20 protein-coding genes are annotated in these 24,075 nt (G+C 72.7%); 9 read left to right on the top strand and 11 right to left on the bottom strand.

What is annotated here, in order from left to right:
- The first annotated feature begins 785 nt into the window (after window positions 1–785).
- Both L7D48_RS08835 and L7D48_RS08825 read left to right on the top strand, forming a co-directional pair.
- Window positions 786–1,196 carry a DUF2267 domain-containing protein gene (locus L7D48_RS08835; RefSeq protein ID WP_237878410.1) on the top strand — a complete coding sequence of 137 codons (411 nt, stop codon included), beginning with the start codon at window positions 786–788 and terminating at the stop codon, window positions 1,194–1,196.
- Window positions 1,197–1,728: 532 nt separating this feature from the next.
- Complete coding sequence (locus L7D48_RS08825; protein ID WP_237878409.1) at window positions 1,729–2,823, top strand: cation diffusion facilitator family transporter; 1,095 nt, start codon at window positions 1,729–1,731, stop codon at window positions 2,821–2,823.
- Between the two features lie 166 nt (window positions 2,824–2,989).
- Here L7D48_RS08825 and sodN read toward each other — a convergent pair whose 3' ends face one another.
- Window positions 2,990–3,385: a superoxide dismutase, Ni gene (sodN, locus tag L7D48_RS08820; RefSeq protein WP_093661405.1), complete on the bottom strand. Its 396-nt coding sequence runs from the start codon at window positions 3,383–3,385 to the stop codon at window positions 2,990–2,992.
- 167 nt (window positions 3,386–3,552) lie between these two features.
- On the opposite strand from sodN, the gene sodX reads away from it, so the two are divergent.
- Window positions 3,553–3,969 (top strand): nickel-type superoxide dismutase maturation protease, encoded by a 417-nt coding sequence (sodX, locus tag L7D48_RS08815; protein ID WP_237878408.1) that lies wholly within the window; start codon window positions 3,553–3,555, stop codon window positions 3,967–3,969.
- Here sodX and L7D48_RS08810 read toward each other — a convergent pair.
- Entirely contained in the window at window positions 3,888–4,502 is a 615-nt protein-coding gene (locus L7D48_RS08810) for an ABATE domain-containing protein (RefSeq protein ID WP_237878407.1), read from the bottom strand. The two genes, sodX and L7D48_RS08810, sit on opposite strands and share 82 nt — an antisense overlap.
- Window positions 4,503–4,601: 99 nt before the next feature.
- On the opposite strand from L7D48_RS08810, the gene L7D48_RS08805 reads away from it, so the two are divergent.
- Entirely contained in the window at window positions 4,602–5,420 is an 819-nt protein-coding gene (locus L7D48_RS08805; protein WP_237878406.1) for a trans-aconitate 2-methyltransferase, read from the top strand.
- A gap of 130 nt (window positions 5,421–5,550) precedes the next feature.
- Here the strand turns inward: L7D48_RS08805 and L7D48_RS08800 are convergent, their stop codons facing one another.
- Complete coding sequence (locus L7D48_RS08800) at window positions 5,551–6,756, bottom strand: NADP-dependent malic enzyme (RefSeq protein ID WP_237878405.1); 1,206 nt, start codon at window positions 6,754–6,756, stop codon at window positions 5,551–5,553.
- A gap of 556 nt (window positions 6,757–7,312) precedes the next feature.
- Here L7D48_RS08800 and L7D48_RS08795 point away from each other — a divergent pair.
- The 4 genes from L7D48_RS08795 to L7D48_RS08780 all read left to right on the top strand — a co-directional run bounded on the left by L7D48_RS08795 (window position 7,313) and on the right by L7D48_RS08780 (window position 11,264).
- Entirely contained in the window at window positions 7,313–8,290 is a 978-nt protein-coding gene (locus L7D48_RS08795; RefSeq protein WP_237878404.1) for an ABC transporter substrate-binding protein, read from the top strand.
- 43 nt (window positions 8,291–8,333) lie between these two features.
- Complete coding sequence (locus L7D48_RS08790; protein ID WP_374491734.1) at window positions 8,334–9,338, top strand: amino acid ABC transporter permease; 1,005 nt, start codon at window positions 8,334–8,336, stop codon at window positions 9,336–9,338.
- Entirely contained in the window at window positions 9,335–10,108 is a 774-nt protein-coding gene (locus L7D48_RS08785; RefSeq protein ID WP_277402568.1) for an amino acid ABC transporter ATP-binding protein, read from the top strand. The genes L7D48_RS08790 and L7D48_RS08785 overlap by 4 nt, the downstream gene beginning before the upstream one ends.
- A gap of 193 nt (window positions 10,109–10,301) precedes the next feature.
- Complete coding sequence (locus L7D48_RS08780; protein ID WP_206350620.1) at window positions 10,302–11,264, top strand: zinc-binding dehydrogenase; 963 nt, start codon at window positions 10,302–10,304, stop codon at window positions 11,262–11,264.
- Between the two features lie 65 nt (window positions 11,265–11,329).
- Here L7D48_RS08780 and L7D48_RS08775 read toward each other — a convergent pair whose 3' ends face one another.
- From L7D48_RS08775 to L7D48_RS08745, 7 genes are all read right to left on the bottom strand, one after another.
- Complete coding sequence (locus L7D48_RS08775; protein ID WP_237878403.1) at window positions 11,330–12,454, bottom strand: PadR family transcriptional regulator; 1,125 nt, start codon at window positions 12,452–12,454, stop codon at window positions 11,330–11,332.
- A gap of 1 nt (window position 12,455) precedes the next feature.
- Entirely contained in the window at window positions 12,456–13,394 is a 939-nt protein-coding gene (locus L7D48_RS08770; protein WP_374491731.1) for a DUF4097 domain-containing protein, read from the bottom strand.
- Between the two features lie 90 nt (window positions 13,395–13,484).
- Entirely contained in the window at window positions 13,485–13,661 is a 177-nt protein-coding gene (locus L7D48_RS08765) for a DUF6104 family protein (protein ID WP_093847737.1), read from the bottom strand.
- A 148-nt stretch (window positions 13,662–13,809) separates the two neighbouring features.
- Window positions 13,810–17,613: a multifunctional oxoglutarate decarboxylase/oxoglutarate dehydrogenase thiamine pyrophosphate-binding subunit/dihydrolipoyllysine-residue succinyltransferase subunit gene (locus L7D48_RS08760; protein WP_237878401.1), complete on the bottom strand. Its 3,804-nt coding sequence runs from the start codon at window positions 17,611–17,613 to the stop codon at window positions 13,810–13,812.
- A 234-nt stretch (window positions 17,614–17,847) separates the two neighbouring features.
- Complete coding sequence (locus L7D48_RS08755) at window positions 17,848–18,942, bottom strand: ATP-binding protein (protein ID WP_237878400.1); 1,095 nt, start codon at window positions 18,940–18,942, stop codon at window positions 17,848–17,850.
- On the bottom strand, window positions 18,939–19,706 hold the full coding sequence (locus tag L7D48_RS08750) for a response regulator transcription factor (protein ID WP_237878399.1): 768 nt from the start codon (window positions 19,704–19,706) through the stop codon (window positions 18,939–18,941). The genes L7D48_RS08755 and L7D48_RS08750 overlap by 4 nt, the downstream gene beginning before the upstream one ends.
- 58 nt (window positions 19,707–19,764) lie before the next feature.
- Complete coding sequence (locus L7D48_RS08745; protein ID WP_237878411.1) at window positions 19,765–20,505, bottom strand: spermidine synthase; 741 nt, start codon at window positions 20,503–20,505, stop codon at window positions 19,765–19,767.
- Between the two features lie 170 nt (window positions 20,506–20,675).
- Between L7D48_RS08745 and lon the strand changes: the two genes are divergently transcribed.
- The gene (gene lon, locus L7D48_RS08740) at window positions 20,676–23,132 is read left to right on the top strand and encodes an endopeptidase La (RefSeq protein ID WP_237878398.1); all 2,457 of its coding nucleotides are present in this window, start codon (window positions 20,676–20,678) and stop codon (window positions 23,130–23,132) included.
- 87 nt (window positions 23,133–23,219) lie between these two features.
- On the opposite strand, the gene L7D48_RS08735 is transcribed toward lon, so the two are convergent.
- Window positions 23,220–24,017 carry a protein phosphatase 2C domain-containing protein gene (locus L7D48_RS08735; protein ID WP_237878397.1) on the bottom strand — a complete coding sequence of 266 codons (798 nt, stop codon included), beginning with the start codon at window positions 24,015–24,017 and terminating at the stop codon, window positions 23,220–23,222.
- Window positions 24,018–24,075 lie beyond the last annotated feature (58 nt).

Raw genomic sequence — 24,075 nt, 5'->3', positions numbered from 1 at the left:
CGGGAGGCCCCGGGGGGACGGGGCCGGGGCCGGGCGGAGGAGGCGGTGCGCTGCTCACCCCGCCATTGTCGCGCCGTTGTGGCACCCCGTGTCACCGGTCGGCCGGGCACGGTGGGACGCCCGTACGGGCGCCGCCGGGGACACGGCCGTCGCCGAGGCCGCCGCGCGCCGACGGCGGATTGCGTTCGTGACGGCAGATGCCGCCGGAAGACGGAGGACCGGGATTTTCCGAAAGCGCGCGGAAGAGCGGCCCGCTCTTCGGAGGAGCGCGCCCGACGCGGAGGGGTGGGATTCCGCCGCGCCTCCGGGGCGAGTGTGAAATCCGTCATACGACGCATCGGACTTTTCCTTCCCCAATGCACCCCGAGATGAAGGGCGGAGTCCCGCGAGGCGAGGGGAAGCCGAGGTCAGCGCCGTGTGAGACGGAAGGAGAGGAGGTGTCGGGCGGGCGCGCCCCCGTGCGCCGTCGCCGCAGGTGGTGCGTATGCCTTCGCGAACGCCGTGACCCGTGCCGTATGAAAGCGTTTTTCCCGGGCACATGGGTGTACGCCTCGGTCGACGGAAGCCCGTTGTCGCGCCTCCCCGGACCAGGGCTGATACGAGGTGGCTGCGTACCTCTGAGCCGACTGTTGTCAAGTTTTCTTGACCTGAGCTATACAGATGGGCAGAGGGCATTGCACTCAGTGCCGCACCGCCGACTGCCCCGCGCTCTTGGCGGGGCAGCGGGCGACGGCCCGTGCCGACCACCTCACCGGTACCAGTCAGTGCGGAAGGGGAGATGGATCATGCGGTGGAGCGATTTCGTGGCGCAGGTACGCGAGCGGGGGCAGTACCCGACGGCCAAGGAGGCGGAGCGCGTCTCCCGGATCGTGCTCTCGGCGCTCGGAGGCCATCTCACCGGTGCCGAGCGCACGGAGCTGGCCGTCCGCCTCCCGCAGGAGGGCATGCGCGTGCTGACCGACCAGCTCAAGGTGGTCAAGCCGCTCAGCGGCGCGCAGTTCGTCGACAGCGTCGCGGCCCGCATCGAGGGCGCGACCCCGGCGACGGCGCGCTGGGACGTCAGCTCGGTGCTGAGCGTGGTCGCCGAACTCGCCGACGAGGACCTGCTCGACCGGATCATCGACCGTCTGCCGCCCGGCTACGCCCTGCTGTTCGGGCGCGCCCAGCTCGCCCGCCGGACCGGCCAGCTCGTCTGAGCCGCGACGACCGGCCGGGCCGGCGGCCCCACGGCGCCGTCGTGCCGCCGGCCCGGCGGCGTCCGGGAGGCGGCCGGTTGAACGGTGGCGCGGTGCCAGGACGGTGAGGGGAAGTGAGCGGTTCCCCGGACTCCCGAAGGGGTGCGAGTACCGACTCGCACCCCTTCGGAACGGGATGGTCGGCCTCCGCACGAGTTCGCCGACAGTCTTGCGGGGCCGGGCGAGAGCCCGCGTCCAGGACCTCGGCCGGGGCGGGTGGCGCCCACTCCCGGAGCCGGTGGGCCCAGGCCCCGCGGGTGCGCTCGGCGCGCAGCCCGTGGTCGGGTTCGTCGTCGAAGGAGGGTGCGGCCGCGTCCCAGTAGCCGGCGATCGCCGAGGAGGTGTCGGTCATGGCCGCGACCCTGCCGGTCGCCTGTGACAGCGCCCCTTGTCCGCAGGGGCTCATCGAGCGCATCTGCGAGCGTGTCGCACCTGGTCACAGCGTGTATGTCGGCTGTAGCCGCAATGGGTTTCCCGTGCCACGGTAGGCCGCATGGAGGGGAGCGAGCACACCCACGGACCCGCCCACCGACACGAACGCGGGCACGAACGTGGACAGGAGCAGGGCGGGCACCGCCACGGGCCGGGCGGCCGGTGGTCCCGGACACGCCGCCGGGCGGCGCACCTGTTCACCCCGCACGCGCACGGGTCGGCCGACAGGACCGACCGTGTGCTGGAGTCCTCGGCCCGCGGCCTGCGCGCGCTGTGGGTCTCCCTGGCCGTACTGGGTGCCACCGCCCTGGCCCAGCTGGTCGTGGTGGCGATGTCCGGGTCGGTGGCCCTGCTCGGCGACACCGTGCACAACCTCGCCGACGCGCTGACCGCTGTGCCGCTGGGGATCGCCTTCCTGCTCGGGCGCCGGGCGGCTACCCGCCGCTTCACCTACGGCTACGGCCGGGCCGAGGACCTGGCCGGCGTCGTCATCGTGGCCGCCATCGCCGCCTCCGCCGCACTGGCCGCGTGGACCGCGATCGGCCGGCTGACCGACCCCCGGGACATGGAGCACATCCCGGCCGTGGCCGCCGCCGCGGTCACCGGCTTCGTCGGCAACGAGTGGGTGGCCCGCTACCGCATCCGGGTCGGCCGGCGGATCGGCTCGGCCGCCCTGGTCGCCGACGGCCTGCACGCCCGCACCGACGGCTTCACCTCGCTGGCGGTCCTGCTCAGTGCCGGCGGTGCCGCGCTGGGCTGGCGACTGGCCGATCCGGTCGTGGGCCTGGCGATCACCGCGGCGATCCTGCTGGTGCTGCGCGACGCCTGCCGGGAGGTGTTCCACCGGGTCATGGACGCCGTCGACCCCGGCCTGGTCGACACCGCGGAGGAGGCCCTGCTGGGCGTCGAAGGTGTGCGCGGGGTGGGCGAGTTGAGGATGCGCTGGATCGGTCACCGGCTGCGCGCCGAGGTCGCCGTCGTCGTCGACGGAGACCTCAGCGTGCGCCGGGCGCACCGGATCGCGGTGGAGGCCGAGCACGCGCTGCTGCACGCGGTTCCGAAACTGACCGCGGCCCTGGTGCACGCCGACCCGGCACCCGCCCCGGGCCAGGCGGACCCGCACCTGGCACTGGTCCACCACCGCACGGCCTCCTGAGCCCGCGCCGGCCCCGTCCGTCGGCCGCCACGGCGGCCGGCGGTGGAGGCCGGCCGGAAAGGGCCGCGCCCGGCCCGCGGGTTCCGGGTGGGGAACCCGCGGGCCGGGCGCGGAAGGAAGGACCGGTGGGTCCTGGATGGGCCGGGGCCGGGCCCCGGATCCCTGGTCAGGCCTTCTTGGTCTCCCAGAAGATCTTGTCGATCTCGGCGATGAGGTCCAGCAGCTTCTGGCCCGTGGCCGGGTCGGTGGAGCCCTTGGCGGCCGAGGCGGCCTTGAGGGCGTCGTTCACCAGCTGGTGGAGCTGCGGGTACTTCTCGAAGTGCGGGGCCTTGAAGTAGTCGCTCCACAGCACCGAGATGTGGTGCTTGGCGAGCTCGGCCCGGTTCTCCTTGATGTACGTCGCACGAGCCCGGTAGTGCGGGTCGTCGTTCGCCTGGTACTTCTCCTGGATGGCCTTGACCGACTCGGCCTCGATGCGGGCCTGGGCCGGGTCGTAGACGCCGCAGGGAAGGTCGCAGTGGGCGCTGACCTTCACCTTCGGGGCGAACAGGCGGGAGAGCATAGAGCTGTCCTTCCTCGTGATCGTCTTCTCACGTGCGAGATTACTCCGTGAGGAGCGCCTTTTCGCGTGTGCCCCCACTCGCCTGGGACAAAAGTCCGAGGGACGCGGGGACCAGGAGGGTACACAAGGAGGGCGCAGGGGCGAGGACGGGACCGGAGGTGCGGCGGATGCCGGAGCGGGCGGAGGAGCAGGAGGGCCGCGGGCTGCTGCGGATAGGGCTGGCCGAGGTCTACAACCCGTCGATGGAGCCGACGCTGCGCCCCGGCGACCTGCTGGTGGTGCGCTACGGGGGAGCGGTGCGGCCCGGGCACGTGGTCGTGGTGCGGCACCCCTTCCAGCACGACCTGCTGATCGTCAAGCGGGCCGTGGGGCGGCGGGACGGCGGCTGGTGGGTGCAGGGTGACAACCCGTCGGTGCTCAACGACAGCCGCGAGTTCGGGGTGGTGCCCGACGAGCTGGTGGTGGCGCGGGCGTGGGTGCGGCTGCGGCCCCTTCGACAGGTTCAGCGAACCCCGGGCGCGTTGCTGGGCTGGGTCTTCTCGGCGCTGCGGCCGCTGCTCTCCAGGCGTTTGCGGGCCCGGTAGGCGGCGACGTTGGCGCGGGTGGCGCATCGGTCGGAGCAGTAGCGCCGGGAGCGGTTGGTCGAGGTGTCCAGGTAGGCGTTGCGGCAGGGGTCGGCCTGGCAGACGCCCAGCCGGTCCACGCCCAGGTCGGTGAGGTGGAAGGCCAGGCCCATGCAGGCGACGGCCGCGTATCCGGCGGTGGCGTTGGCGGGGTGGTCGGCCAGGTGCATGTGCCAGCGGGGGCGGCCGGCGTCGTCGAGGTGTTCGTGGCCGGAGATCTGCGGGCTGGCCGGGAACTCCATCAGCAGGGCGTTGAGCAGGTCCACGGCCCTGGTCTCGTCCCCCTCGGAGGCGGCCGTGAAGACCGCGCGCAGCCGGGTGCGCACCCCCCGCAGCCGGGTCACGTCGGCCTCCGTGGCGCGCCGTGCGGCGCTCTGGCCCGGGCCGAAGAGGGCGCGTACGGCTTCCACGGAGGTGAGCGTGTCCTCGCCGCGCCGCGGCTGCTCGGTGTTGACCAGCCGCACGGCGAAGTCCGAGTAATAGTTCAGTTCCACTTGTGGTCCTTACGGGCGCGCTCTATGGTCGTGGAGAGGGGCGGGTAAGGGTCGTCCCTCACTACAGGCTATTACGTATCCAGGGTGCGGGAGGTTGTCGTGACGCAGGCGGACACGGAGACCGGGCCGGGGGCGGGCGCTTCGGCGGGTACGGCCGGAACCGAGCGGTGGAGGCACTGGCAGGAGAGCTGGGACCGGCAGCAGGAGTGGTACCTGCCCGACCGGGAGGAGCGTTTCGCGGCGATGCTCGACGCCGTCGAGGCGCTGGTGGGGACCGGGCCCAGGGTGCTGGACCTGGCCTGTGGCACGGGCAGCATCACCGGCCGGCTGCTGCGCCGGTTCCCCGGGGCCACCAGCACCGGGGTCGATCTGGACCCGGCCCTGCTGACGATCGCGCGCGGCCACTTCGCCGACGAGCCCCGCGCCGCGTTCGTCACCGCGGACCTGCGCGACGAGCGGTGGACGGACGCCCTGCCGCACCGGTCGTACGACGCCGTGCTCACCTCCACCGCGCTGCACTGGCTGCGCACCGACGAGCTGCGGGCGCTGTACGGGCGGCTCGCGGGCGTCCTGCGGGACGGCGGGATCCTGATCAACGCCGACCACATGCCCGACCCCGCCACCCCCCGGATCAACGAGGCCGTGAACGCCTTCCACCGGGTGCGGCGCGAGCGGGAGAAGGCCACGGGCACCCAGGACTGGGCGGACTGGTGGGCGGCGGCGGCCGCCGACCCGGTGCTGGCGGAGCCGGCCGCCGAGCGCTTCCGGATCTTCGGTGACCCGGTGGCGGGGGACCACGCCGACGGCGAGACGCAGTCCGCGGCCTGGCATGTGGAGGCGCTGCGCGCGGCGGGCTTCGCCGAGGCGCGCACGGTGTGGGCGTCGCCGGCCGACGCGATGGTGCTCGGCCTGAAGTGACCGGGGCCGGCGAGCCACCGGCCCCGGGGGCCGGCGGCTCGCGGGCGGAAAGGCCGCGGGGGGTGGTACGGAACCGGTCCCGTACCACCCCCCGCGCGGCCGTGTCGCACAGCGGCCGCTCAGCCGGTGCTCAGCGCCGCGCCACGCCCTCCGCACGGGCGGCGGCGGCGACGGCGGAGGTCACAGCCGGGGCGACCCGCTCGTCGAAGGGGGAGGGGATCACGCGGTCGGCGCTCAGCTCGTCGGCGACCACCGCGGCCAGCGCCTCGGCGGCGGCCAGCTTCATGCCCTCGGTGATCTCGGAGGCCCGCACCTGGAGGGCGCCGGCGAAGATGCCGGGGAAGGCCAGGACGTTGTTGATCTGGTTCGGGTAGTCGCTGCGGCCGGTGGCGACGACCGAGGCGTACTTGCGGGCGATGTCCGGGTGGATCTCCGGAGTGGGGTTGGCCATGGCGAAGACGAAGGCGTCCTTCGCCATCCTCGCGACGGCCCCCTCGGGCACCGTGCCGCCGGACACGCCGATGAAGACGTCCGCGCCGTCCATCGCGGACTCCAGCGACCCGCTCAGCCCGGCCTTGTTGGTGAAACCGGCCAGCTCCCGCTTGACGTCGGTGAGGTCGGCGCGGTCGGCCGAGACGATGCCCTTGCGGTCGCAGACCGCCACGTCGCCGATGCCGGCCTCCACCAGGATCCTGGCGATGGCCACCCCGGCCGCGCCGGCCCCGGAGATGACCGCCCGCAGCTCGCCGAGCGCGACGCCGCGCAGCCGGGCGGCGTTGCGCAGCGCGGCGAGGGTGACGACCGCCGTGCCGTGCTGGTCGTCGTGGAAGACCGGGATGTCCAGGCGCTCCTGGAGCCTGCGCTCGATCTCGAAGCAGCGCGGAGCGGAGATGTCCTCCAGGTTGACGCCCCCGAAGGAGGGCGCGAGCCGGACGACGGTCTCCACGATCTCGTCCACGTCGGTGCAGTCCAGGGCGATCGGGACCGCGTCCACGCCGCCGAACTGCTTGAAGAGGATCGCCTTGCCCTCCATCACCGGCAGCGACGCCCGCGGGCCGATGTCGCCCAGGCCCAGCACCGCGGTGCCGTCCGTGACGACCGCGACGACCTGGGACTTCCAGGTGTAGTCGTGGACCAGTTCCGGCTGCTCGGCGATGGCGCTGCACACCTTGGCCACACCCGGCGTGTATGCCAGGGAAAGGTCGTCCGCGTCCCGCACCGGCACGGTCGCCCGGACCGCCATCTTGCCGCCGCGGTGCAGGGCGAACGCCGGGTCGATGGCCGACTCGACGCCACCGTCCAGCTCGCCCTGGGAATTGACGATCTCCGCTGCCACTGTTTGACCCCTTTGCTGAAATTCCTGATCGAGGGTGGCCGCTGCCTGGTCGAGGCGCGGGCGGGCACCACGTCCGCGGCCTCTCCGGCGGATGGGGTCGCCGTCGAGGGGGTGACGAACGCCGGGCGCGTCGCACTCACGCCCTGGTCCCCGGGTGAGGGGTGTAACTGCTCTTTCTACCGGATGAGCACCACCGCGCACGAATGTCTTCCGTCTCACCGGCTGCCCGCGAACCGCGCCGGATATGGGCCATCCTGGGCAAAGGGCCTGTAGGGAGGGTGGAAGACCGATCGACACCGCGGGAGGGGAGTGACGAAGCTCTCTCCCTCTGTGCGCACTCCCGCTCGTTCGAGCGGAGACGGGCGGGCGGGTGGTGGCATACGTCTGGTCAGGCGCCGATCGTTCCCGGACGCCCGTTATCCGATTTTGACATGGTTGGCATCCTGACCTCTGGTGTCCGGATGGCAAGATGCCCCCATCACGCAGTGTCGCCGCGCGCCCGGGCGTGCCCGGCCGGCCACCGGACACTCCACATCACCCCGCAGGAGGACTCCTCATGACCGTACGCACCAACCGCCCCCTGCCCTCGGTGGAAGGCTCCCGCGGGCCGTCCGCGCGCCGGCGCCTGGCCGCCGCCGCGGCCGTCGCGATCACCGGCTCCCTGCTGCTGACCGCGTGCGGGGACCAGACCGACAAGGGCGGCGAGGGAGGCGGCGGCGAGGCCAAGAGCTCCGAGGCCCCGCTGTTCGACAAGCTTCCCAAGGACATCCAGTCCGCCGGCGTCATCAAGGTCGGCTCGGACATCGCCTACGCGCCGGTCGAGTTCTACGACGAGAACGACGAGATCGCCGGTATCGACCCCGACCTGGGCGAGGCCCTGAGCAAGCAGCTCGGCGTCGAGTTCGAGTTCGGCAACGGCACCTTCGACGGGCTGATCACCGGTCTGAACTCCGGCCGCCACGACATCATCATGTCGGCGATGACCGACACCAAGCAGCGCCAGGAGGGCCTGGACGACAAGGGCAAGAAGGTCGGAGAGGGCGTCGACTTCGTCGACTACTTCCGGGCCGGCTCCTCGATCCTGGTCAAGAAGGGCAACCCGGAGGGCATCGAGTCCCTGGAGGACCTCTGCGGCGAGACCGTCGCGCTCCAGCGCGGCACGGCGAACGAGGAGCTCGCCGAGGCGCAGAGCGAGAAGTGCGACAAGCCGATCAAGATCCTCGCCTTCGACAAGGACACCGAGGCCCTCCTCCAGGTCAAGCAGGGCCGCGCGGTCGCCGACATCAACGACTACCCGGTCGCCGCGTACAACGCCAAGACCTCCGGCGGCGGCGAGGACTTCGAGGTCGTCGGCGACCAGATCGACGCCGCCCCCTACGGCATCGCCGTCAGCAAGGAGAACACCGAGCTGCGCGACGCCATCAAGGCGGCCCTGGACGCCATCATCGAGAACGGCGAGTACCAGAAGGTCCTGGAGAAGTGGGAGGTCACCGACGCCGGAGTCGAGGAGGCCACCGTCAACGGCGGCAAGTGAGCCACAGCGAACCTCCGTAGTTCCACAGCAAAGGTAACTCTCCGTGTCCGAACCTGAAGACAAGGCACCACCCGCGCCGGTGCCGGCCTCCAACACCGAGGGCGGTGGAGCCGGGGCGGGCGGTGCGGTGCCGGTGACCAAGAACTCCCCGGTACCGCCCGAGGCCGTCAAGGCCATCCCGGTGCGCCACTACGGCCGCTGGATAAGCGCCGCGATCGTGCTCGTCCTGTTCGGCCTGGTGGTGGCGGCCTTCGTGGGCGCCGACATCACCTGGCCGACGGTGGGGCGCTACCTCAACCACGAGACGATCCTCACCGGTGCGGTCAACACCCTGTGGATCACCCTGCTCGCCATGTTCATGGGCGTGGTGCTCGGCACCGTCCTCGCGGTGATGCGGCTGTCGAAGAACCCGGTGATGTCGTCCGTCGCCTGGGGCTACATCTGGGTCTTCCGCGGCACCCCGGTCCTGGTGCAGCTGCTGATCTGGTACAACCTGGCGCTGATCTTCCCGGTCCTGGACCTGGGCTTCTACCGCGACGAGATGAACGACGTGATGACGCCGTTCCTCGCCGCGCTGCTGGGCCTGGGCCTGAACGAGGCCGCCTACATGGCCGAGATCAGCCGCGCGGGCATCCAGTCGGTGGACGAGGGACAGACCGAGGCGGCCCACGCGCTCGGCATGACCGGCTCGCGCACCATGCGCCGCATCGTGCTGCCGCAGGCCATGCGGGTCATCATCCCGCCGACGGGCAACGAGTTCATCAACATGCTCAAGACCTCGTCGCTGGCCTACGCCATCCAGTACAGCGAGCTGCTGTTCTCCGCCACCAGGATCTCCTCGCGCAACCTCGAGGTGATGGAGCTGCTGCTGGTGGCGACCATCTGGTACCTGATCCTCACCACGATCTTCAGCGTCGGCCAGTTCTACCTGGAGCGCTACTTCCAGCGCGGCTCGTCCCGCAACCTGCCGCCCACGCCGTGGCAGCGGGTGCGCGGGAGCCTCACCTCGTTCCGCACGCCGAGCCGGGTGGGAGGGAAGACGGTATGACCACCCCAGCTGTCCCGATGGTGAAGGCGGAGGGCGTCCACAAGTCCTTCGGCCACGCACACATCCTCAAGGGCATCGACCTGGAGGTCGCCGCGGGCGAGGTGTTCTGCCTGGTCGGTCCGTCCGGCTCCGGCAAGTCCACCTTCCTGCGCTGCATCAACCACCTGGAGAAGATCAGCGCCGGGCGGCTGTCGGTCGACGGCCACCTGGTCGGCTACCGGCAGAAGGGCGACAAGCTCTACGAGCTCAAGGAGCGCGAGGTCGCGGCCCAGCGCCGTGACATCGGCATGGTCTTCCAGCGCTTCAACCTCTTCCCGCACATGACCGCGGTGGAGAACGTCATGGAGGCGCCCGTCCAGGTCAAGGGCGAGTCGAAGGCGGCGGCCCGGGAGCGGGCCCTGAAGCTGCTGGAGAGGGTCGGACTCGGCAACCGGACGGACAACTACCCCTCCCAGCTCTCCGGCGGCCAGCAGCAGCGTGTGGCCATCGCCCGCGCGCTGGCGATGGAGCCCAAGCTGATGCTCTTCGACGAGCCCACCTCGGCGCTCGACCCGGAGCTGGTCGGCGAGGTGCTGGACGTCATGCGGGGGCTGGCCGAGGACGGCATGACGATGGTCGTCGTCACCCACGAGATGGGCTTCGCCCGGGAGGTCGGCGACTCGCTGGTCTTCATGGACGACGGCGTGGTCGTGGAGTCGGGCCACCCGCGCGATGTGCTGACCGATCCGCAGCACGAGCGGACCAAGGCGTTCCTGTCGAAGGTCCTCTGAGAGGCGGACGCCGTCGCGAGGGCGGTGCGGACCCCGGACCGGGGCCCGCACCGCCCTCCCGCCTTTCCGGCGCCGTCCGGGCCGGCGGCGCCGCCCGGCCGTCCGTGCGGGCCGACTGTCCGTGCGGGCCGGCGGCGAGTGTCACACGGCTGTCCTGTTCCGCGGTGGCCCGGCTCGGCCTAGGGTTTGGATCATGTTTGCTGCCTATGCCGCGCGCATCGACCGAGACAAGCCGCTGACCGGACTGGAGCTGGGCGAGCGTCCGGAGCCGGACGTTCCGCTCGGCTGGACGACCATCGACGTCAAGGCGGCCTCCCTCAACCACCACGACCTGTGGTCCCTGCGCGGCGTCGGCCTCGGCGAGGAGTCGCTGCCGATGATCCTCGGCTGCGACGCGGCCGGGGTGGACGCCGACGGCAACGAGGTCGTGCTCTACTCCGTCATCGGCGCGACCGGGCACGGGGTCGGGCCGCGGGAGCGGCCCTCGATCCTGACCGAGAAGTACCAGGGCACCTTCGCCGAACGGGTCGCCGTACCGCAGTGGAACGTCCTGCCCAAGCCGAAGGAGCTCTCCTTCGAGGAGGCCGCCTGCCTGCCGACGGCGTGGCTGACCGCCTACCGGATGCTCTTCACCAACGCCGAGGTGCGCCCCGGGGACTCCGTCCTGGTACAGGGCGCGGGCGGCGGCGTCGCCACGGCCGCCATCGTGCTGGGCGCGGCGGCGGGCCTGCGGGTCTTCGCCACCAGCCGGGACGAGGCCAAGCGCAGGCGGGCCGAGGAGCTGGGCGCTGAGGCGGCGTTCGAGAGCGGTGCGCGGCTGCCGCACCGGATGGACGCGGTGATCGAGACGGTCGGGGCCGCCACCTGGTCCCACTCGGTGAAGTCCCTCAAGCCCGGCGGCAGACTGGTCATCTCGGGCGCCACCAGCGGCCCGAACCCGCCGGCCACCGAGCTGAACCGGATCTTCTTCCTGGAGCTGAAGGTCGTCGGCTCCACGATGGGCTCCAAGGAGGAGTTGGCCGGGCTGCTGAACTTCTGCGCGGCCAAGGGCGTGCGCCCGGTGATCGACTCCACGCTGCCGCTGGACCGGGCCCGTGAGGGCTTCGAGAAGATGGCGGCGGGCGACCTCTTCGGCAAGATCGTCCTAACGGTCTGACGGTCTGACGGTCTGGCGGTCCGGTGGCCCGCCACCGCTCCCGGGGAGGCGGGCCACCGTGCTTCTCAGGCTCCGGGGCCGCCGGCGCCGTCCGTGCCGCCGGGGCCGCCCGGACCGGGCGAGCGCAGCAGGGAGACGATGTGGGCCGCCGCCGTCGACAGATGGCGGCGGGCCTCGCGCAGCCGCTCCTCGTCCACGCCGTGGTCGCGGGCCGCGTCCCGCACGTCGTCGCGGAACCGGTCCAGCAGCCGCTCCAGATCGCGCCGGGGGTCGCCGGACGGCGTGGCGGGCTCCTCGGCCCACTCCGGGGCCGCCGCCCGCGCCGCGCCCGCCCGTTCGTCCGGCTCCGCCCGCTTCGGCCGCTTCGGCCGGGGCGTGGCCCGGCCGCCTGCGCCGCCCAGGTCACCCAGACCGCTCAGGCCTCCCAGCCCGCCCAGGTGCCTGCCCAGTTCCGACATGCCCGCGCGCACCGCGCCCTGCCAGTCGCCCTGCTGGGCGTGCGACTGGACCTGCTCCTGGACCTGGCGGGCGATCCGCTCGGCCTCCCGGCGGGCGGCGTCCCGCGCCTGCCGGGCCCTGCGCGCCTGGAGCCGGGCCTGCTGGGCCTCCTGGCGGGCGCGGCGGGCCTGCTCCTTCCACTGCTCACCGGCCCGGCGCATCTCCTCGCGCGCGGCCCGCAGCGCGTCCTCGTCGCCCCAGGAGCCCTCCCGGATGCTCTCCCACGCCTTCTCCCAGCCGGGCGCGGACGTACCGCCGCCCCCGGAGTCTTCGCCTCCTTCGGCGCCCGGGGTCCGCCCGGCGCCGCGGGTCCGCTCGGCCGCCTCGCGCAGCTCGCGGCGCAGGTCGCCGGCCGCGCCGCTGACGTCCTCGCGGATGTCGGCGGCCAGCGCCGCCAGCGACCGGTGGAGCTCCAGCTCCAGCTCGGTCAGCTCGCCCTGCCTGTCGGCGAGTTCGGCGCGGCCGGCGTCGGTGAGCGAGTAGACCTTGCGGCCGCCCTCGGTGGTGTGGCTGACCAGCCCCTCGGCCTCCAGCTTGGCCAGCCGCGGGTAGACGGTGCCTGCCGAGGGCGCGTACAGCCCCTGGAAGCGCTCCTCCAGCAACCGGATCACCTCGTAGCCGTGGCGCGGCGCCTCGTCGAGCAGCTTCAGCAGGTACAGGCGCAGTCGGCCGTGGGCGAAGACGGGGGGCATGTCACACGTCCTTACGGGGGGAGGGCTCGGCCGGCGAGGGTGTGCCGCCGGTCGCGAAGGGGGCGCCGGCCTCCTCGGCGGCTTCCGGCTCCGGACGGCGCAGCAGGGCGATCGAGCCGGAGACGGTGGTGGCCCGCAGCAGTCCGTCGCCCGTGCCGAGGGTGCCGGTGACACGCCTGGCGCCCCACTGCCCCGAGATCCGCAGCTCCTCGAAGGCGCAGGAGACGGCGCCCGCGGCGGTGCCCGCCTCCACGGCGGCGTCGGCCGGCTCCGGCAGCCGCAGGGCTATCCCGCCCGACACGGAACTCAGCCGGACGTCGGTGCGCCGCCGCTCCCGTGCCGGGGCCAGGTCGACCGCCATGTCGCCGCTGACGGAGTCGGCCCGCACCGGCGAGCCGCCGCCGTCGATGACCGTCAGGTCGCCGGAGACGGAGTTGAAGCGCAGGCCCCCCGTCACGCCCTGCGCCTGCACGTCGCCGGAGACGGTGTCGGCCCGTACGTCGCCGCGCAGGCCCACCAGCGTGATGCCGCCGGTGACCCCGCGCACCTCGGTGCGCCCCTCGATGCCGGTGACCACCGCGTCGGCCCCGACCACGCCGACCTCGACCCGGACGCCGGCGGGCACGGCGAGCGAGACGTCGGCGCTGTGCGGCCATGTCTCGCGGTCGAGGAGGGTGAGGAAGCCCTTCCAGGGCAGGTCGTCGTAGGCGACCGTGAGCGTGCCGTCCTCCAGCCGGACGGTCGGCGGGGGCCCGGTGACGGCCCCGACCTCCAGTCTGGCGGGCGGGGCGTCGGTGCCGACGACGTTCACCGCGCCGCCCACCACGCGCACCCGCAGGGTGTGAACGTCCTCCTCGAAGACGAGCGCGCACGGCGCGTCCACGGACCACTCGGACCGGCCTGGCACGGCGGCCTCCCCTGCATCGGCGTACGACGACATATCGCGTCCCTGTGAAGACACGATATATCGCGGTCGCGGGAAGTCAAGGGAAGCGCACGGCCGCACGGCCGGCGCGCGGGCCGCCCGCCGTCACTCGTCCTCGTCGTCCAGGCGCGCCAGCCAGGTCGCCAGCCGCTCCACGGGCACCTCGAAGTCCGGGTTGAGGTCGACGAAGGTCCGCAGCTGCTCGGAGAGCCACTCGAAGGTGACCTCCTCCTCGCCGCGCCGCTGCGCCAGCTCCTCGATACCGCGGTCGGTGAAGTACATGGCCGTCTCCTGTCGGGGCCTGATGGGGTGCGTGGGTACCACGGGCGTGGGGCCCGTACCGTCGAGGTGACGGTACGGGCCCCACGGGGCCTGCGGGCGGCGGCGGGCCGCCCCCGGCCCTTTCGCCGGTCTGGCCGGCCTCGCCGGCTCAGAGGTCGAAGACCTCGTTGACCAGCTGCTGCTGCTCGGCCTGGTGGCGCTTGGCGGAGCCCACCGCCGGGGAGGAGGACGACGGACGCGAGACCCGGCGCAGCCGGTCCGCGTTCGGGGCCTTCCCCGAGCCGATGAACAGGTCGAGGTGGTCCACCAGGTTGAGGGCGATGAACGGCCACGCGCCCTGGTTCGCCGGCTCCTCCTGCGCCCACACGATCGTCGAGGCGCCGGAGTAGCGGGCCATCTCGGCCTGGATCTCCTTGCTGGGCAGCGGGTACAGCCGCTCCAGCCGGATGATCGCGGTGTCGGTCACGCCCCGCTTGCTCCGCTCGGCGGCGAGGTCGTAGTAGACCTTGCCGGAGCAGAAGACGACCTTGCGCACCTGGGCCGGGTCCACCGAGGCGTCGCCGATGACCGGGCGGAAGCCGCCGGAGGTGAACTCCGCCGCCTTCGAGGTCGCCGCCTTGAGCCGGAGCATCGACTTCGGGGTGAAGACGACCAGCGGCTTGTGGTGCGGGTTGTGCACCTGCCAGCGCAGCAGGTGGAAGTAGTTCGACGGCAGGGTCGGCATCGCGACCGTCATGCTGTTCTGCGCGCACAGCTGGAGGAAGCGCTCGATCCGGGCCGAGGAGTGGTCCGGGCCCTGGCCCTCGTAGCCGTGCGGCAGCAGCAGCGTGACGCCGGAGGTCTGGCCCCACTTCTGCTCGGCCGAGGAGATGAACTCGTCCACGACCGTCTGCGCGCCGTTGACGAAGTCGCCGAACTGCGCCTCCCACATCACCAGCGCCTCGGGGCGGGCCAGGGAGTAGCCGTACTCGAAGCCCATCGCCGCGTACTCGCTCAGCAGCGAGTCGTAGACGTTGAAGCGGGCCTGGTCCTCGGACAGGTACAGCAGCGGGGTGTAGTCCTCGCCGGTCTCCCGGTCCACCAGCACCGCGTGGCGCTGGCCGAAGGTGCCGCGGCGGGAGTCCTGGCCGGCCAGCCGGACGGGGGTGCCCTCCATCAGCAGCGAGCCGACGGCGAGCGTCTCGCCCATCGCCCAGTCGATCCTGTCCTCCTCCACCATCGCCGCGCGGCGCTGGAGCTGCGGCAGCAGCCTGGGGTGGACGGTGATCCGCTCGGGGATGTTGACCTGGGACTCGGCGATCCGCTTGAGGACCTCCGCGCTGACGCCGGTGTCCACCGAGACCGGGAACTCCGCCTGCGGGGCCGGAACCTCCGCCGGGGCCGGCTGGCTGGTGGCGTCGCGGACCTCGGTGAAGACCTTCTCCAGCTGCCCCTGGAAGTCCTGGAGAGCCTGCTCGGCCTCCTCCAGCGTGATGTCGCCCCGGCCGATCAGCGACTCGGTGTAGAGCTTGCGCACCGAGCGCTTCTTGTCGATCAGGTTGTACATCAGCGGCTGGGTGAAGTGCGGGTTGTCGGCCTCGTTGTGACCGCGGCGGCGGTAGCAGATGAGGTCGATCACCACGTCCTTGTTGAACGCCTGGCGGAACTCGAAGGCCAGCCGCGCCACGCGCACGCAGGCCTCCGGGTCGTCGCCGTTGACGTGGAAGACCGGCGCCTCGATCATCCGCGCCACGTCCGTGGCGTACATCGAGGAGCGCGCCGACTCCGGCGGGGCGGTGAAGCCGACCTGGTTGTTGATGACCACGTGCACGGTGCCGCCGGTGCGGTAGCCGCGCAGCTGCGACATGTTCAGCGTCTCGGCCACCACGCCCTGGCCGGCGAAGGCCGCGTCGCCGTGCAGCTGGACGGGCAGGACGGTGAAGTCCGTGCCGCCCTTGCCGATGATGTCCTGCTTGGCGCGGGCCACGCCCTCCACGACCGGGTCCACCGCCTCCAGGTGGGAGGGGTTGGCGGTGAGGGAGACCTTGATCTCCTCGCCGTCCAGGCCGGTGAAGGTGCCCTCGGCGCCCAGGTGGTACTTCACGTCGCCGGAGCCGTGCATCGACTTCGGGTCGAGGTTGCCCTCGAACTCGCGGAAGATCTGGGCGTAGGACTTGCCCACGATGTTGGCCAGCACGTTGAGGCGGCCGCGGTGGGCCATGCCGATGACGACCTCGTCCAGACGCGCCTCGGCGGCGGCGTCGAGCACGGCGTCCAGCATCGGGATGACGGACTCGCCGCCCTCCAGCGAGAAGCGCTTCTGGCCCACGTACTTGGTCTGCAGGAAGACCTCGAACGCCTCGGCGGCGTTCAGCCTGCGCAGGATGCGCAGCTGCTCGTCGCGCTCCAGGGAGGAGTGCGGGCGCTCGACGCGGTCCTGGATCCACTTGCGCTGCTTGGGGTCCTGGATGTGCATGTACTCGATGCCGGTGGTGCGGCAGTACGAGTCGCGCAGCACGCCCAGGATGTCGCGCAGCTTCATCAGGGACTTGCCGGCGAAGCCGCCGACCGCGAACTCCCGCTCCAGGTCCCACAGGGTGAGCCCGTGCTCGGTGATGTCCAGGTCGGGGTGCTTGCGCTGCTTGTACTCCAGCGGGTCGGTGTCGGCCATGACGTGGCCGCGGACCCGGTAGGAGTGGATCAGGTCGAAGACGCGGGCGGCCTTGGTGACGTCGTCGTCGTGGGAGACGTCGATGTCGCGCAGCCAGCGCACCGGCTCGTAGGGGATGCGCAGCGCCTTGAAGATCTCGTCGTAGAAGTCGTTCTCGCCGAGCAGCAGCTGGTGCATGATCCGCAGGAACTCGCCGGAGGCGGCGCCCTGGATCACACGGTGGTCGTAGGTGCTGGTCAGCGTCATGACCTTGGAGACGCCCAGCTTGTTCAGGGTGTCCTGCGAGGTGCCCTGGAACTCCGCCGGGTACTCCATCGCGCCGACACCGATGATCAGGCCCTGGCCGGGCATCAGGCGCGGCACCGAGTGGACGGTGCCGATGCCGCCGGGGTTGGTCAGCGACGCGGTGACGCCGGAGAAGTCCTCCATCGTCAGCTTGTTGTTCCGGGCGCGGCGCACGATGTCCTCGTAGGCCTGCCAGAACTCGAAGAAGGTCAGCGTCTCGGCCTTCTTGATGGCGGCCACCACGAGCTGGCGGTCGCCGTTGGGCTTGACCAGGTCGATGGCCAGGCCGAGGTTGACGTGGTCGGGCTTGACCAGCGTCGGCTTGCCGTCCTTCTCGGTGTACGAGTGGTTCATCGACGGCATCGCCTTGAGCGCCTGCACCATGGCGTAGCCGATGAGGTGCGTGAAGGACACCTTGCCGCCGCGGGCGCGCTTGAGGTGGTTGTTGATGACGATGCGGTTGTCGATGAGCAGCTTCACCGGGATCGCGCGCACCGACGTGGCGGTGGGCAGCTCCAGCGAGGCGTTCATGTTCCGGGCGACCGCGGCGGACGGGCCGCGCAGCGGCACGTACTCCGGTCCGGCCGCCTGGCCGTCCCCGCCCTCGGCGGTCTCGGCCTTGGCCGCGGGCTTGGCGGGCTCGCTCTTGGGAGGAGCGGCCTTGGCGGCGGGCTTGGCGGCCGGCTCGCTCCTCGCGGGCTCGGCCTTGGAGGGCTCGGCCGCGGGGGCCTTCGCGGCGGGCGCCGTCTGCCGCGGCTGAGAGGCCTGTGACGCCGGGGGCTCACCCGCGGGCTTCGACGCGCTGGGGGCCGCGGCACCTCCGGCGGCCTGTCCCGGCTTGTAGTCGGCGAAGAAGTCCCACCAGGCCCGGTCCACTGAGTTGGGGTCCTGGAGGTACTGCTGGTAGATCTCGTCGACGAGCCACTCGTTGGCACCGAAACCGGCGGCAGGACTCTTGCCCTGCCCGTCCTGTTCGGTCCTGGGAGAACTCGAAGTCTTGGGGGCCTGTGGCGACACGGCGGCAACCGCCCTCTTCCGCTTACCTGTGTGGGTGGACAGCAGAAATAAAGGCTACGCTCCCTGCGCCGTTCGGTGCAGTCGGCATGGTGTTTGCGTCGTCTAAGTCACATCCACAGGCGCGTTTCGGCGCTTTCTGTGGCGGGAAATGAACATGGTTCGACTGCTTCAGGGAAGGAGCGGCCCAGGGAGTGGCCCCATGCCTCGCTCCCTCACCTCGCGGCTGCTTCGAGCCTACGTCAACTCCAGTCCGGACGTATCGCCGGGAAGGGTGACGAGGATCCGGCAGCCGCGCGGGGACTCGGCCACCCCGATCCGCCCGCCGTGCAGATCCACCGCCCAGCGCGCGATGGCCAGCCCCAGCCCCGTGCCGCCGTCTCCGCCCTCGGCCGGGGCGGAGCGGCCGAAGCGCTCGAAGACCCTGGCGCGGTCCGCCTCCGGGATGCCCGGGCCCTCGTCCAGCACCTCCAGCTCCAGACTCAGCGGCGCCCGGCCCGGGCGTGCCCGCACCGTCACCCGGCCGTGGGGCGGACTGTGCTTGACGGCGTTGTCGATCAGGTTGGCGACCACCTGGTGCAGCCGTTCGGTGTCGGCGTACGCGACCATGTCCGAGGGGGTCACCTCCAGATGGAGGTGGACGTCGGTGCGGGAGTGCCCCTGACCCTTGGTCATGTTGGCCTCCTTGAGCACGCCCGCCAGGTAGGGCCACACCTCGAAGCGGCGCGAGTGCAGCGGCACCACGCCGTTGTCGAGCCTGGACAGGTCCAGCAGGTGCTCCACCAGGCGGCCCAGGCGCTCGGTCTGCCGCAGCGCGATGTCCATCGTCGCCGGATCGGCCTCGGAGACCCCGTCCACCACGTTCTCCAGCACCGCGCGCAGCGCCGCGATCGGGGTGCGCAGCTCGTGCGAGACGTTGGCCACCAGCTCCTTGCGGTGCCGGTCGGCGGCTTCCAGGTCGGCGGCCATGCTGTTGAAGGTCCCGGCCAGCTCGCCCAGCTCGTCGCGGCGGTCGACGCGGACCCGCCGGCTGTAGTCGCCGCGCGCCATCCAGCGGGCGGCGTCCGTCATCTCGTCCAGCGGCGCGGCCAGCCCGTGCGCCACGAACTGGGTGACCACCAGCGAGGCGATCACCGCCAGCAGGGCGATCACCCGCAGCTCGATGGCCGAGTGGACCGCGACGATGGTCAGCAGGGTGGTGATGGCCACCGTGACGATCACCAGCGCGCCCAGCGCGGCCTTCACGGAGCGGAACGGGTCCACGGGGCGCACGCCCTCCCAGAACCGGTTCCACAGGGAGCGCCGGCGGCGGCCCGCGCCCGTCGCGCTCATGCCCAGTCGGGGGCCGGGGCGGGGGCCTCCAGCGCGTAGCCGACGCCGTGGACGGTGCGTATCCGCTCCGCGCCGATCTTCCGGCGCAGCGCCTTGATGTGGCTGTCGACCGTGCGCGTGCCCGAGGCGTCCGCCCAGTCCCACACCTCGGCCAGGAGCTGCTCGCGCGAGAGCACCGCGCGGGGGGAGTTGGCCAGGCAGACCAGCAGGTCGAACTCGGTCGGGGTGAGGTGGACGTCCCGGCCGGACACCCGCACCCGGCGCTGGGCGTTGTCGATCTCCAGCTCGCCCAGCCGCAGCGTGCCCGAGCGGGGGGAGGACGCGGCTATCGCGGCCCGCTCCACGCGGCGCAGCAGGACGTGGGCGCGCGCGACCAGCTCCCGCATGGAGAAGGGCTTGGTCATGTAGTCGTCCGCACCGACCCCCAGGCCGACCAGCATGTCGGTCTCGTCGTCCCGGGCGGTGAGCATCAGCACCGGAACCGGCCGCTGCGCCTGCACCCGGCGGCAGACCTCCAGGCCGTCGAAGCCCGGCAGCATCACGTCCAGGACCAGCAGGTCGGGCTGCCACGCCTCGGCCGCCTCCACCGCCGCCGGGCCGTCCCCGGCGGTACGGACCTGGAAGCCCTCGGCGCGCAGCCGGGCGGCGACCGCCTCGGTGATGGTCGGGTCGTCCTCCACGACCAGGATCCGGCGCTGGGCGCCCGGGGTGGCCGCCGCGGCGGCGGTGCCGCCGTGGGACTGCGTGGTGTTCCTGTGGTCCATACGTCTCGCCCTACCGCTCGGTTTCTCGCTAGAGCGTAAAGGGCGCGTGTGCGCTGCGCTACGCCGGTCGGGTGGCGAGGTGGACCACGTCCGGGACGCCTCGGGCGACGGGCACCTCTTCGGTGCGCACCCGCGTGAACCCGGCATTCCGGAGCGCTTCGCCGAACGCCCGGGACGGCTGCGCGGACCACACGGCCAGCACCCCGCCCGGGGCGAGCCGCCGCGCGCAGGCGGCGAGCCCGGCGGGCGTGTAGAGCGAGCCGTTGTCCTCGGTGACCGTCCAGTCGGGGCCGTTGTCGACGTCCAGGCACAGCGCGTCGTACGGTTCGCCGCCGCCGGGGCCGCCGCCGGTCAGGTGCGCCAGGAGGTCGTCGGGGACGATCCGCACCCGGGGGTCGGCCAGCGCGCCGCGGGAGATCTCGCCGAGCGGGCCGTCGCGGTGCCAGTCGATCACCGCCTCCTCCCGCTCGACCACCGTGATCCGCCCCCAGCGCGGCTCGGCCGCCGCTTCGGCCAGCGAGAAGCCGACGCCCAGCCCGCCGATCAGCACGGACGGGGAGGGCCGGCCGCCGCCGGCGTCCAGCTCCTCGAGCGCGGCCCGCACCAGCAGGCGCTCGGAGCGGCCGTCGGAGGTGTCCGTCAGGAAGCAGCCGTTGGCGATGATCTGGAGCAGCTCACCGTGTCGCCGCAGCACCACCTCGCCGTGGGGGCCGTCGCGGCGGTCCAGGACGAGGGGGGCGCCGGCCCCGTGGCCGGCCGCCGCCTCGTACGGGGGGTACGGGGGGCGCGGGTTCCGCATGTCGGCCGTCATGCCGACCATCCTGCCGGTGACGGGCGGAGCGCGGCGGAGGGGTCGGTGAGCGCGGCGATCGCTCACAGCGAACACGTGACGGGGAACACGGCGCGCCTCCCGGGCATTGAACAGGCATTGAGTCGCTTCAACTCAACTTGTCTGCCGAGGGAGAGATCATGGCTCTGTCGCCCGCAACGCTCACCCTGCCCGTGCTGCCGCTCGACGACGAGGTGGTGCTGCCCGGGATGGTGGTGCCGCTGGACCTGTCCGACACCGAGGTGCGGGCCGCGGTGGAGGCCGCCCAGTCCGCCGCGGGAGACGGCGCGGCCGGCTCCGGCGGTCCCGACGGCAAGGACGGCAAGGACGGCAAGGACGGCAAGGGGGAGAAGCCGCGGGTGCTGCTCGTGCCGCGCATCGACGGCTCCTACGCGGGCATCGGGGTGCTCGGCCGCGTCGAGCAGGTCGGCCGGCTGGCCGACGGCGACCCCGGCGCCCTGATCCGGGGTGTGAGCCGGGTGCGGATCGGCGCGGGCACCACCGGGCCGGGCGCCGCCCTGTGGGTGGAGGGCACCGAGATCGAGGAGAGCGTCCCCGATCCGCTGCCCGGCGCCGTCGCCGAACTCGTCAGGGAGTACAAGGCGCTGGCCACCAGCTGGCTGCGCAGGCGCGGAGCCTGGCAGGTCGTGGACCGCGTCCAGCAGATCGACGACCCCGGGCAGCTCGCCGACAACTCCGGCTACAGCCCCTTCCTGGGCTCCGGGCAGCGGGTCAGGCTGCTGGAGACCACCGACCCGGTGGAGCGGCTGAGGCTGGCCGTCACCTGGCTGCGCGACCACCTCGCCGAGCAGGACGTCGCCGAGGCCATCGCCAAGGACGTCCAGGAGGGCGTGGACAGACAGCAGCGCGAGTTCCTGCTCCGCCGCCAGCTGGAGGCCGTCCGCAAGGAGCTGGCCGAGCTGAGCGGACAGGCGGAGGGCGAGGGCGACGACTACCGCGCCCGGGTGGAGGCCGCCGGCCTGCCGCCCGAGGTCCGCGAGGCCGCCCTGAAGGAGGCCGACCGCCTGGAGCGCGCCCCCGAGCAGAGCCCCGAGAGCGGCTGGATCCGCACCTGGCTGGACACCGTCCTGGAGATGCCGTGGAACGAGCGGACCGAGGACGCCTACGACATCGCCGGCGCCCGCGCCGTTCTGGACGCCGACCACGCCGGCCTGGAGGACGTCAAGGAGCGCATCACCGAGTACCTGGCCGTCCGCAAGCGCCGGGCCGAGCGGGGCATGGGCGTGGTGGGGGGACGCCGGGGCGGCGCGGTGCTGGCCCTGGTCGGGCCGCCCGGCGTCGGCAAGACCTCCCTGGGCGAATCCGTGGCCCGGGCGATGGGGCGGAAGTTCGTCCGCGTCGCGCTCGGCGGGGTGCGCGACGAGGCCGAGATCCGCGGCCACCGCCGCACCTACGTCGGCGCGATGCCGGGCCGGATCGTGCGGGCCGTCAAGGAGGCCGGCTCGATGAACCCGGTCGTACTGCTCGACGAGATCGACAAGGTCGGCAGCGACTTCCGCGGCGACCCGGCCGCCGCCCTGCTGGAGGTGCTGGACCCCGCGCAGAACCACACCTTCCGCGACCACTACCTGGAGGTCGAACTCGACCTGTCCGACGTGGTGTTCCTGGCCACCGCCAACGTCCTGGAGTCCATCCCCCAGCCCCTGCTGGACCGCATGGAGCTGGTGCGGCTGGACGGTTACACCGAGGACGAGAAGGTCGTCATCGCCCGCGACCACCTGGTGCCCCGCCAGCGCGAGCGCGCCGGGCTGGAGGACGGCGAGGTGGTGCTGGAGGAGGACGCGCTGCGCAGGCTCGCGGGCGAGTACACCCGCGAGGCGGGGGTGCGCGACCTGGAGCGGTCCGTGGCGCGGCTGCTGCGCAAGGTCGCGGCCCAGCACGAACTGGGGGAGCGCGAGCTGCCGTTCACGGTCGGCGCGGACGACCTGCGCGCCCTGATCGGCCGCCCGCACCACACCCCGGAGTCCGCCCAGGACCCGGCCGGGCGGCGCACCGCCGTCCCCGGAGTGGCCACCGGGCTGGCCGTCACCGGCGCGGGAGGGGACGTCCTCTACGTCGAGGCGTCGCTGGCCGATCCGGAGACGGGCGGCTCCGGCCTGACGCTGACCGGGCAGCTGGGCGAGGTGATGAAGGAGTCCGCGCACATCGCCCTGTCCTACCTGCGCTCGCGGGGCGCGGAACTGGAACTGCCGGTGGGCGATCTGAAGGACCGCGGCGTCCACCTCCACGTCCCGGCGGGCGCGGTGCCCAAGGACGGGCCGAGCGCGGGCGTCACCATGACGACCGCGCTGGCCTCGCTGCTGTCGGGCCGCCGGGTCCGCCCGGAGGTGGCGATGACCGGTGAGGTGTCGCTGACCGGCCGCGTCCTGCCGGTCGGCGGGGTGAAGCAGAAGCTGCTGGCCGCCCACCGAGCCGGGATCACCACGGTGGTCATCCCCAAGCGGAACGAGCCGGACCTGGACGACGTGCCCGAGGAGGTGCTGCGCAAGCTGGAGGTCCACCCGGTCTCGGACGTCCGCCGGGTGCTGGAGCTGGCTCTGGCCCCCGCCGAGGCGGACCTGCCGGTCGCGGCCTGAGCGGAGGGGACGGAAGCGGGCGCCCGCGAAGCGGCTTCCGGGCGTCCCGGCCGGTGGGGCCGGGACGCCCGGGCACCCGGAGGCCGGCTAGAGCTCCACCAGCACGGCCGTGGCGTCGTCGTGCGCCTTGCCGCGCGGGAAGGCCGTGCCGGCGCGGTCGGCCGACTCGGCGGTGCGCACCCGTCCGATCAGCGACCGGGGCCCCTCCTTGCGGAGCACCGCCATCAGCGCGGTCCAGTCGCCCAGGCGGAAGGTGTCCGTCCAGCGCGTCACGCCGTCGCTCAACGCGGCCAGCGCGCGCACCCGTTCGCGGGGCGCCGAGCCCACCACCGCGCGCCCGGCCACCGACGGATCGGCCGCCGCGGTGAAGAAGCCGCCCTCGGCGTTGCGCAGGGACTCCAGGTACGCGGCCCGCTCGGCCGGGGGCAGCGCCCGTGCGGCGGGCCGCAGTCCGTCCAGCCGGGGGTCGAGAACGGGTGTCACCGACCCGTCCGCGCCCTCCACCAGCAGCGCCGAGTCGGAGAGCACCAGATGCTCGACGGCCGAGTCGTCCCAGCGGGCCAGCACCACCGTCGCCTGCGGAGTGCGGGAGTGAGAAAGGTCACACCCCGGGCCGTGGCAGGAGGCGGTCCGGCCGATGGCGGAGGCCAGGCACTCCCTGAGCGTCATATCCCGCCGTGAACCGGACAGTTCGAGCAGTGCCCCGCCCAGCCGGGCCACGTACCACGGCACGTCGTGCGCGCACCCGGTGTCCTCGGGGGGCGGGGTCACGCCGTCCAGTACCACCAGCGCCCCGCCCCTTCCCGCCGCAGGTAGGGCTACCGAGGCGTAGTCCTCATTGGGGACCCGGGGGCTGCCGGGCTCGCTCGCCATCTCGATCCGCATGCGCGCCAGTGTGCCGGAGGGGCCGGAAGGGGGCGCGGGACGGGCACCGCCGACAGGG

The sequence above is a fragment of the Streptomyces sp. ICN903 genome, assembly GCF_022015835.1.
Taxonomy (GTDB): Bacteria; Actinomycetota; Actinomycetes; order Streptomycetales; family Streptomycetaceae; genus Streptomyces; species Streptomyces fenghuangensis.
The sequence above is the reverse complement of the archived record's forward strand: the minus strand, read 5'-3'. Positions and strand labels throughout refer to the sequence as shown.

Bases quoted from the DNA above. Each gene is read 5' to 3' on its own strand.
- L7D48_RS08825 (WP_237878409.1), top strand. From the start codon at position 1,729: ATGGAGGGGAGCGAGCACACCCACGGACCCGCCCACCGACACGAACGC.
- sodX (WP_237878408.1), top strand. From the start codon at position 3,553: ATGCCGGAGCGGGCGGAGGAGCAGGAGGGCCGCGGGCTGCTGCGGATA.
- L7D48_RS08795 (WP_237878404.1), top strand. From the start codon at position 7,313: ATGACCGTACGCACCAACCGCCCCCTGCCCTCGGTGGAAGGCTCCCGC.
- sodN (WP_093661405.1), bottom strand. From the start codon at position 3,385: ATGCTCTCCCGCCTGTTCGCCCCGAAGGTGAAGGTCAGCGCCCACTGC.
- L7D48_RS08780 (WP_206350620.1), top strand. From the start codon at position 10,302: ATGTTTGCTGCCTATGCCGCGCGCATCGACCGAGACAAGCCGCTGACC.
- L7D48_RS08775 (WP_237878403.1), bottom strand. From the start codon at position 12,454: ATGCCCCCCGTCTTCGCCCACGGCCGACTGCGCCTGTACCTGCTGAAG.
- L7D48_RS08735 (WP_237878397.1), bottom strand. From the start codon at position 24,017: ATGCGGATCGAGATGGCGAGCGAGCCCGGCAGCCCCCGGGTCCCCAAT.
- lon (WP_237878398.1), top strand. From the start codon at position 20,676: ATGGCTCTGTCGCCCGCAACGCTCACCCTGCCCGTGCTGCCGCTCGAC.
- L7D48_RS08750 (WP_237878399.1), bottom strand. From the start codon at position 19,706: ATGGACCACAGGAACACCACGCAGTCCCACGGCGGCACCGCCGCCGCG.
- L7D48_RS08835 (WP_237878410.1), top strand. From the start codon at position 786: ATGCGGTGGAGCGATTTCGTGGCGCAGGTACGCGAGCGGGGGCAGTAC.
- L7D48_RS08755 (WP_237878400.1), bottom strand. From the start codon at position 18,942: ATGAGCGCGACGGGCGCGGGCCGCCGCCGGCGCTCCCTGTGGAACCGG.
- L7D48_RS08765 (WP_093847737.1), bottom strand. From the start codon at position 13,661: ATGTACTTCACCGACCGCGGTATCGAGGAGCTGGCGCAGCGGCGCGGC.
- L7D48_RS08770 (WP_374491731.1), bottom strand. From the start codon at position 13,394: ATGTCGTCGTACGCCGATGCAGGGGAGGCCGCCGTGCCAGGCCGGTCC.
- L7D48_RS08785 (WP_277402568.1), top strand. From the start codon at position 9,335: ATGACCACCCCAGCTGTCCCGATGGTGAAGGCGGAGGGCGTCCACAAG.
- L7D48_RS08745 (WP_237878411.1), bottom strand. From the start codon at position 20,505: ATGCGGAACCCGCGCCCCCCGTACCCCCCGTACGAGGCGGCGGCCGGC.